The 15,215-nt window shown below is 44.9% G+C and carries 10 protein-coding genes and 1 pseudogene; 4 read left to right on the forward strand and 7 right to left on the reverse strand.

Going from position 1 to position 15,215, the window contains the following annotated elements; all coding sequences use genetic code 11:
- Positions 1-4: 4 nt before the first annotated feature.
- Positions 5-1,288 (forward strand): DNA-processing protein DprA, encoded by a 1,284-nt coding sequence (locus AACT52_RS12585; protein WP_073626531.1) that lies wholly within the window; start codon positions 5-7, stop codon positions 1,286-1,288.
- A gap of 221 nt (positions 1,289-1,509) precedes the next feature.
- On the opposite strand, the gene AACT52_RS12590 is transcribed toward AACT52_RS12585, so the two are convergent.
- Entirely contained in the window at positions 1,510-3,150 is a 1,641-nt protein-coding gene (locus AACT52_RS12590; protein WP_073626532.1) for a mechanosensitive ion channel, read from the reverse strand.
- A 332-nt stretch (positions 3,151-3,482) separates the two neighbouring features.
- Here AACT52_RS12590 and AACT52_RS12595 point away from each other — a divergent pair, with 332 nt between their 5' ends.
- The gene (locus AACT52_RS12595) at positions 3,483-3,932 is read left to right on the forward strand and encodes an SRPBCC family protein (RefSeq protein WP_073626534.1); all 450 of its coding nucleotides are present in this window, start codon (positions 3,483-3,485) and stop codon (positions 3,930-3,932) included.
- A gap of 32 nt (positions 3,933-3,964) precedes the next feature.
- Here AACT52_RS12595 and AACT52_RS12600 read toward each other — a convergent pair whose 3' ends face one another.
- The gene (locus AACT52_RS12600; RefSeq protein WP_198940794.1) at positions 3,965-4,372 is read right to left on the reverse strand and encodes a zinc ribbon domain-containing protein; all 408 of its coding nucleotides are present in this window, start codon (positions 4,370-4,372) and stop codon (positions 3,965-3,967) included.
- On the opposite strand from AACT52_RS12600, the gene AACT52_RS12605 reads away from it, so the two are divergent.
- The gene (locus AACT52_RS12605) at positions 4,358-5,284 is read left to right on the forward strand and encodes a hypothetical protein (protein WP_198940796.1); all 927 of its coding nucleotides are present in this window, start codon (positions 4,358-4,360) and stop codon (positions 5,282-5,284) included. The genes AACT52_RS12600 and AACT52_RS12605 overlap by 15 nt on opposite strands.
- Positions 5,285-5,304: 20 nt before the next feature.
- Here AACT52_RS12605 and AACT52_RS12610 read toward each other — a convergent pair.
- Positions 5,305-6,432: pseudogene (locus AACT52_RS12610) on the reverse strand (RNA-guided endonuclease InsQ/TnpB family protein).
- A gap of 299 nt (positions 6,433-6,731) precedes the next feature.
- Between AACT52_RS12610 and AACT52_RS12615 the strand changes: the two are divergent.
- Entirely contained in the window at positions 6,732-6,965 is a 234-nt protein-coding gene (locus AACT52_RS12615) for a hypothetical protein (RefSeq protein WP_083629954.1), read from the forward strand.
- Positions 6,966-7,100: 135 nt separating this feature from the next.
- Here AACT52_RS12615 and AACT52_RS12620 read toward each other — a convergent pair whose 3' ends face one another.
- The 4 genes from AACT52_RS12620 to AACT52_RS12635 all read right to left on the reverse strand — a co-directional run bounded on the left by AACT52_RS12620 (position 7,101) and on the right by AACT52_RS12635 (position 15,089).
- Positions 7,101-7,394 (reverse strand): hypothetical protein, encoded by a 294-nt coding sequence (locus AACT52_RS12620; RefSeq protein ID WP_073626544.1) that lies wholly within the window; start codon positions 7,392-7,394, stop codon positions 7,101-7,103.
- A complete protein-coding gene (locus AACT52_RS12625; protein WP_073626546.1) occupies positions 7,366-7,722 on the reverse strand; it encodes a helix-turn-helix domain-containing protein in 357 nt (118 codons plus the stop codon). Before AACT52_RS12625 ends, AACT52_RS12620 begins: the two co-directional genes overlap by 29 nt.
- A 56-nt stretch (positions 7,723-7,778) precedes the next feature.
- Entirely contained in the window at positions 7,779-8,603 is an 825-nt protein-coding gene (locus tag AACT52_RS12630; RefSeq protein WP_073626548.1) for a SirB1 family protein, read from the reverse strand.
- 828 nt (positions 8,604-9,431) lie between these two features.
- On the reverse strand, positions 9,432-15,089 hold the full coding sequence (locus AACT52_RS12635; RefSeq protein WP_073626550.1) for a PAS domain S-box protein: 5,658 nt from the start codon (positions 15,087-15,089) through the stop codon (positions 9,432-9,434).
- Positions 15,090-15,215: the final 126 nt, after the last annotated feature.

A 15,215-nucleotide genomic window follows, 5' to 3' on the forward strand; every position in this document is an offset into this window, starting at 1 on the left:
AATCATGTTAAATCATGTGCTACCGCCAGATACTCAAGCCATTTTGCTGTTGTGTGCTAGCTTTGGACAAAATCGTCAACTTGAACCTCAACCCCTAACCCTGAGTGAGTATAATTTTTTAGCTGACTGGTTGCGGGAAAATCAGATGCGCCCAGCAGATTTACTTGAGACTACAGCAAAGCAACAGTTACAAGAAATAACTGATAGTAAAGTGAGCCCCAACAGGTTGGTAGCTTTACTAGAAAGGGGTGCAATGCTGAGTTTAGCAGTTGAGAAGTGGACAAATCAGGGACTGTGGGTGTTGGGACGAAGTGACACGAACTATCCCAAGCGCCTCAAGCAAAGACTGAGACATTTAGCACCAGCAATTCTCTACGGAGTTGGCAATATCGAACTGATTTCTACAGGAGGATTAGCAATTGTCGGTTCTCGGGATGTGGATGAAGAGGGGCTTGGCTATACTCAAAGAGTGGCGCAAACTTGTGCAGCACAAGAAATACAGGTGATATCTGGTGGTGCGCGGGGAGTTGATCAAGCAGCAATGTTGGGGGTATTGGATGCTGGGGGAACAGCTCTTGGTGTGCTGGCGGATAGTTTGAGTAAGGCGGCGGTTAATAGCAAGTATCGTTCCAACATCAGAGAGGGCAGACTTCTGTTGGTTTCTAGTTACGATCCTGATGCAGGTTTCAATACTGGTAATGCAATGGGGCGAAACAAATATATCTATGCTTTTGCTGATTATGCCCTTGTCGTCAGTTCGTCGGTGGGTAAGGGTGGTACTTGGGCGGGTGCTGCGGAAGTTCTCCAAAGGTTCAAGGATATCCCAGTTTTTGTACGCATGCATCCAAATGTATTGGAAGGTAATCAACAACTATACAATCTGGGAGCAAAATCTTTTCCAGTTGAACCTTGGAATGATTCGTTGAGAGAACTTTTGGCAACAGCTGCATCTTGTGTTGAATCGGTACAGACTGCTGAAATCAAAACGACACCTCAAGAAACTGCAGAGACTCTCACGCATGAACCTTCAGAAAGTGAAATCGTAAATCCTCACCCACAAGAAGTTTTATATAGTCCAAAAGACATTTATGAAGCTGTTTTACCTTTCATCCTCAATCATTTACAACAACCAATAGATGCAAAATCTCTTGCCAAATCTTTGAATGTCAGACAATCACAGTTGGAGGATTGGTTAAACAGGGCTGTTGTAGAGGGTAAGGTAAGAAAAACTAACAAGCCAGTTGCTTATGTAATCAATAATTCAGCGACTCAACTTTCTTTGTTATAGAACAGGTTGTGATATTGGGAAACGCAATGTTTTTTTCTGGAGAGCGCTTTTCAAGTAAATAAACCACGGGGTAAAGGCACGGCTAGCCTTTACCCCTACGAAAATCTGTAGTTCAATTAACTGAAAATAGCTGTAAGATGACGAAAAGTCAAAAGTTAGAAATTCTTTTAACTTTTGACTTTCTCTGTGTCCTCTCTCAGTCTTCAAGGCAATTTGTTTACTTAACTTTTTCTTTTGAAAGAGTCAAGCCATTCTTGGACTTGGGTTCTGGCAATATCGCGAGTGCCCAATCCAAAGGACAAGGCAATAGCAACTGCGATCGCCCCAACTAAAAGTCCAAAAGCTAAATTCACAATATCACTGGCAACACCAATTTGTTGCAGCGCCATTGCAGATACGAGGGCAATGATCGCAATCCGGGCTATCTGTCCTAAAATCCGTGCTTGGCGATCGCCTGAACTGGTAATGATGTTGAAGGCAAGATTTGCTAGATACAAACCAACAGCAAATACCACTAATCCAGACAAAATCCGCCCCAACACGATCACAATGCCACTAACCAGTGCTGTCAACGCCGGAATATTCAAAATATTAACCGCCGCCAAAGTTGCAAACAGCATAATGCCGACTAGGACGATAATGCCGACAATTTGCGATGGCGTGCGGGTTGTAACTGAGGGTGCTGTTGGTTCTTGTGGAATCACAACTCTTCTGGTTGGTGCTTGCAGACCCAAAGCAGAGAAAATATTGTTAAAGCCTATACTTGTGAGGATACTGGTTACGAGTTCCGCCACAAATCGCCCAACGAAATAGGCAATAATCAAAATAGCGATCGCTGTAAAGATAGCCGGCACTACATTAAGAATCTGTTGCAGCATCGAGATTGCCGGCACGGAAATTGCCTCGATTTGCAGCTGATTGAGTGCCGCAATTGCGACAGGAATCAAAATCAAGACATAGACAATTGTGCCAATAATGGTCGATAGGGATTGCGTTCCTGATGTTCCACTGAGTCCAAATTGCCTTCCCAAATTGTCAATTCCTGTTGTCGCCAGTAAGTTTGTGACTATCCGACGCACTACGTTAGCTATAAACCAGCCAACTACAGCAATTAATGCCGCACCCAAGATATTGGGCAGAATTGAGATAATCTGTGTGACAAGAACTTGTACCGGTAGTAATGCCTGGTTTAACCCTAGGCTATCAAGCAACGGGATGAGAAAGACTAAAAAGATAAACCAGTACAAAGCATTGCCAATAGTCTCACTGACAGACAATTGATTGAGACTAGGAGTATCGTCTTGTGGTGTATTTAATCGTTCATCTATGCGCAACGCCCGCAGTCCGCGTACGGTTATCAGCCTGACTAAGGTAGCCACCAACCAGGCAATTCCTAGGATAACCACTGCACCCACAAATCTAGGTAAGAAGTCACCAATCTGATTGAGAAAAGTGTTCAGCGGCTGAGAAGCTACCCTAAGTTGTAGGGTATCTAAAACGGCAACTATTGTTAAAAGCAGGATGCCCCAAAAGACTAAGCTGGAGAGAATTTTCTCTATCTGGGGAACATCCGCACCACCAGTTATCCCTGAAGCAATGCGGTTGTCTATGTTGGTGCGATTGAGGAGGGAACGCGTGACAGCAGCTGCTACAGCAGCAATGACCCAGCCAATTAACAAAATTAAGACTGCACCCAGCAAACGGGGCATAAACTGAACCACCTGTTGTAAAGTTCCTTGTAGGTAATTGACTGTATCGGCTTGTTCCGATGGAAACGTTGGTGATTGTGCCAAAAATTGCTGCACCTTCACTGACAAACCAACCTCTATCACCTCGGATATTCCTTGCCAAGTTGTGTTCATGGTTGTTCAGAATTAAAGTTGAGTGTTATCGCAGAAAACACCTTAGATGCTTCTGATGTGGATTACCCTGATAATCCTACATTCCGGTAATTTTATCAGTGTTTTGTCTATAAATTTACCAGTAAATTTATCAAACAAAGATGATATCTAGAGTTTTTTTTAATTTTTTTGTTGTTATTTCTTATGTCGTTTTATAAACAAGAAACTTTAGAATCATAGATAATTCATCATAAAAATTTCAATCTATAGGTTATTTGTCGTATTGTTTAAATCTGCTATATTAAAGTCATTTTGCGTTACTCTAGGTGCAGCCATAGCAAGAAAGATGCGCAATGTCTCAAGTTTTTGAACAATCGATTCAAATTAATGCTACAGCGGCAGTAGTGGAGCGCTGTATTACCGAACAAGCTCTCATGCATCGCTGGCTAAACCCTGTTTTGCGTTGCGAACCTGTGGGCACATGGAGTACTGATGTCGGTAGTAAAAGTCGATTCGTGATTCAAATACCAGTTATCAAACCTACATTGAATAGCACCGTCGTGGAAAGACAGCCGGGTTTGGTTGTGTGGGAGTTCCAAGGTTTTTTTAAAGGGCGCGATACTTGGGAATGTCAACCGATAGACAAAGGAACCCGTCTTGTTAACCGCTTTGAATTCGAGATTCCCAACCCTTTGGTGAGTTGGGGTTTCCAAACGTTTGCCCAAAATTGGACAAAAGAAGATATGCAAGCTCAACTGCAACGCCTCAAGCGTGTTGCAGAGCAAGTACAGCAACTTGGTTGACGTACTCACCGGGAAGACAGCCACGGTGATTCTCAAAGGATGTTACGAGGCACTCTGAACAGATGCCTCTCCACCGCAACTTCGCTGCTTCTTCGACTCTTAACTAGACTGTTGCCAGTCCCCGTCAGACCGTCTCCACAAGCATTTTCTTCCACGCTGCGTCCCAGCGCCGAGATCCCTCTATTTCGGATCACTTGTGCAGCTGCCACATCACGATGTGTAGTGTAACCGCATGACTGACAAGAATGAATCCTGTCTTTCAATTCTTTCTTTCCAGTGTGAGTATCACATTGTGGACAGACTTGCGTTAGCGAAGCGGGGCGAAGCCCGGTGTAATCTTTTTCCACTTTGTTAAAATACACACCGCGTTTCCAACACACCCATTGCAGAATGGAAACAAACTGCCCAAACCCTGCATCTAAAGTGTGTTTACCCAACATCCCTTTTGCCCAAGTGCGGAAATCAATGTCTTCAACAAACACCATTTCAGCGTCGTAGCACAACAGGAAGCGGCTAAAACTTTCTTAATTCGTGATATTTACCGCAGAGCTAAAGACGATTCACAACGCAAACGACTAATAAATTTACTCAAAACTAACCCAACTGCTGACAACTGGCTGCATCGTCAATTTAGGAAGCAATACCTCAAAGGGTACACGTTTGTTAGAAATCAAATCGTGTATCAAGGTGGGGGATATTCCTGTAAGCGATTGACCAGAAACACGATACAACTAGAAGTTGCAGGATTAATTAAAGGTAAACGCATCACTCTAAAATTGCGTTGTCGCCACATAATTAAAGGTCAAATTCGGCTCATTCGCACTACATTAGGCACTCTAGAAATTCACTGCACTCGCAGCAAACCTCTAGTATTACCACACGGGTTACCAACTCAAAAACTAGGCATTGACAAGGGTTACACAGAAGGCTTTTACACCTGTGATGGCACTAAAATTGCTTCGGGATTGGGTAAACTACTCACAGCGAAAACTAATCGCATTACTCACACCAACTGCAATCGCTACAGGTTATTTGCCCACGCACAAAGCAAGCCATCTAAATCTGCAACTATCCTTAAAAACAACCTAGGGCACAAGGTAAAATCACGTCGCTTACACCGAGAAAAAGCGACCATACAGAATTTTATTCGCTTTGATTTGAGACGGAGCATCACAACAGCCGTTGAAATCTTTTGCGAAGACCTCACCCAACCCCTGACGGGAAAGCAACAAGCCAAGCACATCAACCGCAAGCTGAACCAATGGATGAAAGGTGAATTACAAGCTTCAATTGAGAAAATCTCGTTGGAGACAGGATCTACTCTATCAGTATTGACATACTCCCCGCCCTAAAAGGGACGGGGATTCTAGGCTCAAACAGCAATTGCAGGCACAGCCCGTCTTACATCGCCTAACCCAACAGTTGATGCCCCAACTGCACAAATATTCGCGCGCTGCGTTCTCGTCCCTCCCGTTCACCGACTCACAGGATGGACAACGCCACTCTCTTATAGACAAATCCAGTTTTTCTAGAACGTGTCCACAATTAGAACAAGTCTTGCTAGACGGATACCATTGATCTATAAATATGACCTGCTTGCCAATATTTTTGGCAATCCACTCTAGAATTTGTAGAAATTCCCCAAAGGCTAGGTCTGAGATTTTTCGTCCCCAAAGACGTTGCATCCCTTTAAGATTGAGTGTTTCAAAACATAGCACATCAAACTTATTAGTTAAGTCGTGTGCTAACTTCCACTCACCTATCACGTCTGGCATTACAAATATCCTCATGCTTGCGTACTAAATTCTTTCTAGCCCGTTCTCGATTGGACGACCCTTTTAGCTTTTTGGAATGTTGTTTACTCGCTTTCTTAATGGTGTTGAGAGACTGTTTAAGAAATTGAGGAGATTCAATACTGGAGCCGTCAGAACAGGTGAGGAATGTCTTTAAACCAAAATCAAATCCCGCTATTCTACCAGTCGTGAATTTGATTTCTGGTTCAGGTACATCGTCAACCACGACATCCATAAACAATTCACAAGAGCGGTGTGCGTTTAATGGTTAGAGTTTTGACTGTCCCCTCTATCTCCCTAGATTTCCAAAATTGATAAACTCTGTTCCCAACCTTAACTCGATTACCACTTAGAAACTTGTATCCTGCTTGCTTTAGGGTGAATGATTTATACTTCTTGACCTTCTTGAATCCCGGCGGTTTAACTCCTTTTTTGCTGTGTTTAAAAAATAACTGGTATGCTTTCTCGATGCGTTGACAGATATCCTGTACTGCTTGAGAACCCACTAATTGCCAGAACGGGTTACGCTTCCGCAATTTGGCAATATGAGATTGAAGTAGAGCACAATTCAAATGCTTACCCCACATCTTGTAGTACCGACGATGCAGAGCAATGCAATGGTTATAAATCATCCCAGAAGCGTTAATCATTCGCTTGAGGTGTTTATTTCGTTTGTGTGAGTACAACTTAAATCGTAGTGTTCTCATGCTACTATTGTACACAATAAAGCTGTACAATAATATGAAGAAACGATGCTTATTTTAGAGTAGAAGAGTATGAACTTCAAATTCTTGAAGACTACTGCTCCGAAGTTGGCAGAACAAAAACTGATGTATTAAGAGAACTCATCAGAAGTCTGAAGACAAAGAAAAAGCCGTCAAACGAAGGACGGGGCTTTAGACCCATTTTTTCGGTAAATCCTGCTTACACGTCGCAAGTTGATCACCAAAGCGGGACGCTTTTAGGTCGTCGAGAGGGGGATCGCTTTATCCGTTATACGGGGGACGTGATACAAGCTGATCTGAATGCGGCAAGAAATATCCGCATTCGAGGCACTGACAACAACATCACCCGATTCATGAGGTCAGGTGACGTTGAATCTGAGTTATTAACTCGGACTGTGCAGTACTTGGCTTCTATTGGTAAGTCTGTTACCGATGCTCTTAACCTTGGGTGGCTCTTACCTAAGTTTAAAGCAAACGTACTCAAACTTGAAGCACAGTATCACCCGCAGGGGTAGCGGGTACGGTTAAGCGCCGATGGCTGGAAGTTCATAACCGATTGAACGACAACGCTCTAAAAGCAGTAACCAGTACGGTTGAAACCAGCAATTTAAGACACTTCTGCTTATTACATAGGTTTAAGTAGATTTAGTTTACCCCTTGCGAACAACCCGAACCTGTTTCACTTTGAACCCATCGGGTATTTCACGAGACTTGAGGTATTCCATCCACCCCAATTGTGGCAGCTTAATCTGGTTGCCTTTAAGAATCTGACCTTTCCCTAGTTGTGGATACACGAACGACCGCATTCGGTATTTGTTCTTAAATCGCGGAAAACCCATCTTTTTCCGACTCATATCCACAAAAGCGGTTTCCAATTTCCTCAGAACTTGCTGCAATACTTGAGCATTAACAGTTTTAAGTTCCGAAAATTCTGCTGTCTTCACGAGTCAATGAATTGGCTTGCTCGTAGTAATTGGGGTAGGGCGTGTCTATTGGTGTAATGTATTCAGAAACAATGGAACAAGCGTTAACAGCGCACTTACGAGAATTAAGCCAATCTTTGCGTTCTCGTAGAGCAAAATTCCAGACTTTACGACACACCGTTAAAGTATGCTCAATCTGCTGGATTTGCTCCAAAGTGGGTATTGCTTTGTACTCGTAAGTTAGAGTCAACACTGTTTCATCACCGCCTACGAAATTATACGCTATTTTGTAGAGGATTCCGGAAAGAAAAAGAAACGCCGGGTTAAAACCCGTCGAGTCGGGTTTCATCCCCGGATTAAAAGGTAGGGGTTCTCACCCTCCCGCTATATCTTGATAGTTGTGATTTAACTCATCCTCCCCAGCAGAGTCAGTATCTGCCGAATCGTAGCAGCATCTTGAGCATGGGGAGCTTTTGCCAGATAAGCTTCCAAGTCGTTAGCAGCTTGATCAGATAGACCAAGTTCATAGCATAAAAGACCGCGATCGCGCAATTCTAGTGACGCACCAGGAAACAGCAGTAAAATCCGTTCAACCGCTGCTAGAGCTTTTTCCAACTCCTGTTGATTCAAGTAAATATATTTCAGATTCGCCAACATCCGTGCCAAAATTTGCTTCTTACTCACTGTTGCTAAAAATTCCGGTTGTAGCTGCACGGGTTGTTGATAAAATTGACTCAGCCGTTCTTGGCAATCTTGAGGAAACAGAATCTCGCCGCCATTGAACGCATCAATGAAAATTTCTGTATCCGCAATGTCTGGGCGAATCACGAAATGTCCTGGCATTCCTACCCCTACCATAGGAAAGTCTATTCTTCGGGCAACCTCCAAGTAAACCAGTGCCAAGGTAATAGGAATTCCCAATCGACGTTCAATGACATCATTTAAGTAGCTGTTACGCGGATCATAGTAATCTTCCACATTGCCAGCAAATCCCAAGTCATCGTAGAGATACTGATTGATACTTTGAATAACTCGCAGAGGATACCTCTGGGAAGGCAAGCGTTCTTGTAGCTCCAAAGCCATTGTATCAAAGGCATTGAGGTATTCTTCTGTGTCGATGTTAGGGTATTCTTCTTGTGCAATATATAAAGCTGCCTTTGCTAAGTCAATATGCTCATCAGGCTGCTGGATTTCTTGGTCAAAATATTGCCGCGCTGACGAGAAGTTCATAAGCAAATGTTGTTGAACACAGGTTTAAGAAAAAGATTGGAGCGAGTAAAAAGTTTTTCTACTTCCATTTTAAACTTGCTACTGCAATTAAAAAATGAAAATTTAAAATTCAACTTTCGGTGAAGCTAATAATATCACTGAAAAGAGCTTAGACAGGCTCTAACAGAAAGTTTTCTCTTTCTTTCTCCTGACTTTTTAAGAGGCAAATTAAATGTTTGAGCAATTATATCAATTTTAGCAAAAATACTATTGAAAAATTATGAAGAAGTTGCTTTTAAGTGGTAGATAACGTTAAAGTGCGGAATTTATAGCAGTTCTCAATTGAAAAGAACACAGTTCTTAATTCTTGTGGGATGGGCATCCTGCCCGTCCTATATCTGGGCGGGTGCCAATCCATTGGTGTCAATTTAAGCCAAAACCCTGTCTTTAATCTCGTTTCCAGGTTTCACCTGGAAATGCCCTTGAAGCGGCTCTGCCGCTTTTAAAGCAGGCAGAGTCTCCCAATGGTATTCCGAGTCTCTGACTGGGAACAAGGCAATCTCTCAAAGCATTGCAAACGAGCGCTTTCACCTTAAGTTGACACCAATGGTGCCAATCCCACCCCACAAAATTTGTATTGCACTCAAGCAAGAACCCCTATATATATAGGATTCCTCCGCAGATCTGCTCTTCCCAGGCAGGAGCCTGGGAACGCCGTCATTCCTAGGCTCTTGCCTCTCGTATTTAGAGGAGGCAGGAGCCTCCAAAAAAGCATTCCCAGGCAAAACCTGGGAACGAGGGAGAGGATTGTCAATAGTTATAAATTTATGAGAATAGCTAACGGAAAAATCAAGGCTTCAATAATTTGCTTCGCCTGATGGGATGAACCAATTGGACAATTGCTTGCACTAACTGCTCTGGTTCAACAGGCTTGGAGATATGCATTTGAAATCCAGCAGCTAAGGCTTGTTGCTGGTTTATTTCTCCCGCATAAGCAGTGAGGGCGATCGCTTTAATACTTCCTCCCTGTCGGGCTGACCATTTTCTGATTTGCCGAATCACAGAATAGCCATCCATGGATGGCATACCAATGTCACACAGTAGCAAATCGGGAACACACTGATTCAACAGGGTTAATGCTTGTGCTCCCGAAGCAGCTGTCGTCACTTGTGCGCCGGATTGCGTCAGGATGAATGCTGCCAGCTCCCGCATATCCGCATCATCATCCACAACCAAGATCTGAATACCGGTTAGGTCTGTTACACTTTCTTTCTGGCTGTCATTACAAGAAGATAACTTCTGCTCAACGACGTTTAACGGTAGCTGGACGGTGAATGTTGCCCCTAAATTTTGTCCCGGACTATCTGCCTGAACGGTTCCTCCATGCAGTTCAGTAAAATGGCGGACGATCGCCAGCCCTAATCCCAGCCCGCCGAATTTTCGTGTTGTTGTGCCATCTTCTTGCCGGAAGTATTCAAACACATAAGGCAAAAACTCTGGGCTGATGCCAATTCCTGTGTCTTTGACTTGAATCTGAGCATACGTGCCAACTTGCTCGAGTCGTACCTCGACTCGTCCTCTAGATGGTGTGAACTTCACGGCATTAGAAAGGAGGTTCCAGACAACCTGTTGTAACCGGTTCGCATCGCCTGAAACGGTTCCTGAAATTGGGTTGAGTGTGGTCTGGATTTGAATGTTCTTGGCTTCTGCTGCCAGTCGTACCGTTTCTAGTGCTGCTTCTATTGTTGCAGCTAAATTGACGATCGCAACGTTTAACGTCATTTTTCCTTGCAGGATGCGCGAGACATCCAACAAATCCTCAATCAGTTGCGCTTGCAGCTTGGCGTTGCGCTCGATTGTTTCTAAGGCTTGGTCAACTTTTGTGGGGTCTAGCCGCTTACTTCGCAGTATTTTTGTCCAGCCCAGAATCGGATTAAGAGGCGATCGCAATTCATGGGATAGCACCGCGAGAAATTCGTCTTTAACTCGGTTAGCGGCTTCTGCTTTGGCGCGAGCGCGTTGAGCGACCCGGTACAATTGAGCATTATCAATCGCTAAAGAAGCACGGTGAGCCAGTTCCTCTGCAAGTTGCAAATCGATTGAATCGTATTGTAGTCCAGACTCAGCTGAGACAAAGGAAATGACACCTAGAATTCGCGTTTGGGTTCGTAGTGGCACACTCATCACAGATTTGAACCCAACCTGGCGCAAAATTTCTAAATGTTCTGGATCACGGGCTGCTTGTACGAGCAATTCATCTGGAATATCCGCTAACAAATCTGATTGCCCAGTTCGCAATGTCAATGCAGCGCCGCGAGGATCATCGGGATTGAGGGGATATTTATCTCTGATTTGGTGCGCCCATTCGAGTTTGGCAGGGTCGGTGTGAGCTACGGCAATTTGCTCGATTGAACCATCTTCTTCAACCATATGCACTGTACACCAATCTGCCAATGCAGGTACTGCAAGCTGTGCCACTCGCTCCAGGGTGGTTTGATAATCGAGCGAAGAGGCAAGAACTGCGCTCGCCTCCGAAAGAAAGTGTTGAGCACGCTCTAACCGTACTTGCTCTGTCACGTCTACAACATACACTAAAACCTCTTCTACCTGATGGTTTGAGTTCGTTGTTGGCAAATAGTAAACGTTGTAGTAACCGGGAGTGCGATCGCTGCGTCCTGGAACATTCACCGCAAAGCTAGGTGAGATAAAGGGATTACCTGTGGTGTAAATTTCATGAAATACTTCAACTAGCTGTGGATCTGATTGACCAAACAGTTCGGCAATTGAATGCCCTAAGTGTTGTTCGCGGGTTAATCCGTTGATTTGGGCTAATGCTTCATTAATGGCAATAAATCGCTGCTCGCTATCTAACAAAGCAATTCCCAGCGGAGAAGTTTCAAAAATGGTTGTCAGTTGGCGTTGCGCGGCTTCGACTTGAACACGGGCAATTCGTTCTCGCTCTAGCAACTGTTCCCGTTCTTGTTCAACTTGCTTGCGCTCTGTGATGTCAATGACAACACCAATCGAGTGTTTAGGATTTCCCTCAGAATCGTAAGTAAATTTTCCTCTCACTTCTACCCAATGAATCGAGCCATCCGACCAACGCAGGCGATATTCGTGGTGATACTCCTTCAAGCCTTGCATGGCTTGCTCAAATTTTGCTTCGGCTTGTGTTAAGTCATCCGGATGAATCCGACTTGCCCAAACCTCGTGGCTAGGTTCACACTCATTCGGTTGCAGACCTAGCACCGTGAAGTGTCCTTCCGACCAAAGCAGTGCGCCAGTTTGCATATCCCAATCCCATGTGCCCATGCGTCCAACTTTCACCGCCAGTTGCAGGTGCGCCTCACTTTCGCGCAGTGCCTCTTCTGCGCGCGATCGCTCCACGGCTAGCCAGGTTTTTTGAGCAATTCGCTCCATCAGCGCCACATCCTCTTGTGTCCATTGACGAGGGGAAACATGGTGCAATACAAACAATGCTACAAATCGCCCTTCTTTCACCAAGGGAACACACAACAGAGATTTTGTTTGAATGGCATCAAAAGCAGCCGCCGCAGATCCGCGCGTGCGTGGATCTGCATCAACATCATCGACAACGATTGTTTTGCCCTGCTTCAACTCGGCAATAATTTCAGAACCAAAGGAATCCATGTGGTGACTACCAGCCACGCTGATGACACCATTGCAAAAATCGCGATCGACGATGACGTATTCCTGCGTGGAATCAATTTCACCGTAGGTACAGCGAGTCACTTGGAAGTGTTGTCCTGTCGCACGAACAACCTGCCACATGATTTCTTTCGGATCTTGAATGGCACGAATCGCGTCGTTTAATTCAAGCAGGAATTGCTGTTGTCTCTCCTTCTGTTGAAGATTTTCGAGCAGTTGCTGAATTTGTTGCCTTGCTCGTACTTGTTCGGTGACTTCAATGTTATAAATCAAAACTCCTTGAATTGTTCCCTCAGCATCCCGCCAAGCCGGAAAGACGCAGTTGAAAAATGCCTCTTCCAACACACCATCGCCGTTGCGATCCCAGTAAGCGGGCGACTCATCCCGAATGAACGTTTCTCCCGTCCGGTAAACTTCCTCGACCACGTCAAAGTAAATTTGCCCCTCTAGCTCTGGGAAAACATCGCGCATCGATTTACCGATAATGTCTCGAGTCCGCCCAGCCACTTGCAGATAGGTTGGATTAGCAAATTCATAGACAAGATCCGGACCTGTCACAATTCCAATCATGGCAGGGAACTGCATCAGGATATCATGCAACCGCTTGCGTTCAGTTTCTGCTGATCGACGGGCAGCCTGTTCTCGTTCTAAAAGGCGATCGCGCTGTGCTTCAATTTGTTTGCGCTCTGTAATATCGACGGAAACGCCAATTATGCGAACTCCCCGTCCAGTCGCATCGAGATAAACTCGTCCCACGCTGTTGAGCCAGCGGACAATGCCGTTTGGAGCAATCACCCGGTACTCCTGCTTGTAGGACAGTTCTCCAGCAATCGCCCGTTGCGCCGCTTGTATTATCCGTTGTCGATCATCTGGATGAATAACCGCAAAAAACTCTTCTGCCGTGCCTTCTTGAACGCCCCAAACTTCTAGCGCATTCGGAGAACACACCACATGATTTGTGATTAAATCCATATCCCATCCAACCATCTGTGCTGCTGCAAGTGCCAGCCGCAGACGCTCTTCACTCTCTCGTAATGCCCGCTCAACCTGTTTGTAATCGGTAACATCGCGAGCAATACTCAGTACCGTTTCAACAGAACCATCACTTGCAAATTCAGGGACGATACGCGATTGATACCATCGAAGACCTTTTGGAGTCGGAAAACGAAATTCAATAATCTGTTCCTGACCTGTTCCAAAAACCTGCCGCAAACTGTCATCCCAAATGCTGTTGATGTCTTCTGACATTCCTAGCTGGGCATTGGTCTTACCAATAAATTGCTCTGATGGAATCCCCGTTGCCAGTTCTACACAAGGGCTGACATAAAGGTGGCGAAACTCTGCATCCATTCGGCTAATAATATCTGGGGCATTTTCCGCCACCATTTTAAACTGTTGCTCTCGCTGTCGCAGTTCTGATTCCAATCGTTTGCGCTCTGTCAAGTCAATTAAAAATCCTATTCCTATATCGTCTGCTCCTCCCAGGTAGGCAGTTCCAATCAAGACCGGGACACGAGTGCCGTCTTTACGAATGTATTCTTTTTCAAACGGCGCATGGCTACCGACTTGCTTCATCTGTGCCATTGCTTGCTCGTCTAAGTGCCGAAATTCCGGTGGGGTAATTTCAAGGAAGTTTACAGCTCCAGATAAAACTTCTTGGCGTGTATAACCCAAAGTAGCTAGCCAAGCGTCGTTGACTTCTAAAATATTGCCTTGAAAATCGCCAAGAATAATGCCAATGAGATTCGCATCAACTAAACCTCGTAGCCGAGATTCACTTTCACGTAACGCTTGCTCTACAACTTTGCGCTCAGTGACATCCTGAAAAACGACAACAGCTGCAACAATCCGCCCCCGGTTATCTAAAATTGGTGCTGAGTTCAAATTGATGAAAATGCGGTTACCGTCTTCCCGGTGTAGCTCCATTTCTTCATTAGAAACCACTTCACCTGTTTGAAGCGATCGCCCCAAGGGCATGTCTTCATGAGTATAGTGCTGACCATCAGAACGAAGTGGAATGTATGAAACGATGCGATCGTACTCGTTCAGTTCCAGCAATTGTTCATAGCCGTACCCAACAATCTCTTTGGCTTGTTCATTCGCGAGAACCAATTTGCCAGTTGCAGCATCGGCAATCATCACACCAGCAGGCATTTGTCGCAAAACCGCTTCAAACCGAGTACGTTCAGTTTCCAGTTCGTGCAGCAACCGTTCCCGTTCTGCCTCAGCCTGCTTGCGCTCACTAATGTCGCGAAAATAAACCGCTATACCCTCAGCAGACGGATAGGCATTCACTTCTAAAGGGCGCTGAACAGGCTCCCCAAATTCTTCCCAGGAAACTGGCACCTGCTGTGCCATTGCTCGATGCATTTCCTGATATGCTACTCCACCCACCAGATCGGGAAACACCTCGTTCCAAACGTGTTTTCCAATCAGTTGTTCTGGCGTTTTGTGCAAAATTTCAGCCGCCGCTTGATTCACGTAGGTGTAGCGCCAATTGCGATCAAAGGCAACAAAGGCATCCGTAATGCTTTCAAGGATTATTGCCACCTTGCGCTCAGCTTCTTGAGCAGCGATGAGTTGAGTGTGCTGTTGCTCAATGATGCATTCTTGTGGCAAAGCATTTTGAGCATTGCCCGTCTGAACATTGGCATCAAGATGTTGTTCATTTTCTAGACTGCGGGCAAAGTGTTCAATCACTTCAGAACGAGAAATTCCTCGCTTGTGAGCTGCCTTATCGAGCGATCGCCACGCTGTACTGGTAAGAGATACGCTAACTCGTTGTTTCGTTTCTGAGGCCCAATTGTTCACAAACTTACCAGTGGCATCGCGCTTCATGAATATTTATCCGTATGCATACACGGTTTGTTCTATTCAATCTGAGTTATTGCCTAATGAGGATCTACCTTAAGACTGAGGTTTTGGCTTAAAAGAAAATTTGAGTAGATCGGCTGTTGCTGCAAG

The sequence above is a fragment of the Scytonema sp. HK-05 genome (assembly GCF_963872035.1).
Lineage (GTDB): Bacteria > Cyanobacteriota > Cyanobacteriia > Cyanobacteriales > Nostocaceae > Kalymmatonema.

Coding starts and splice junctions, on each gene's coding strand:
- AACT52_RS12585 (WP_073626531.1), top strand. CDS start 5: ATGTTAAATCATGTGCTACCGCCAGATACTCAAGCCATTTTGCTGTTG.
- AACT52_RS12590 (WP_073626532.1), bottom strand. CDS start 3,150: ATGAACACAACTTGGCAAGGAATATCCGAGGTGATAGAGGTTGGTTTG.
- AACT52_RS12595 (WP_073626534.1), top strand. CDS start 3,483: ATGTCTCAAGTTTTTGAACAATCGATTCAAATTAATGCTACAGCGGCA.
- AACT52_RS12600 (WP_198940794.1), bottom strand. CDS start 4,372: ATGTTGGGTAAACACACTTTAGATGCAGGGTTTGGGCAGTTTGTTTCC.
- AACT52_RS12625 (WP_073626546.1), bottom strand. CDS start 7,722: ATGAAACCCGACTCGACGGGTTTTAACCCGGCGTTTCTTTTTCTTTCC.
- AACT52_RS12630 (WP_073626548.1), bottom strand. CDS start 8,603: ATGAACTTCTCGTCAGCGCGGCAATATTTTGACCAAGAAATCCAGCAG.
- AACT52_RS12635 (WP_073626550.1), bottom strand. CDS start 15,089: ATGAAGCGCGATGCCACTGGTAAGTTTGTGAACAATTGGGCCTCAGAA.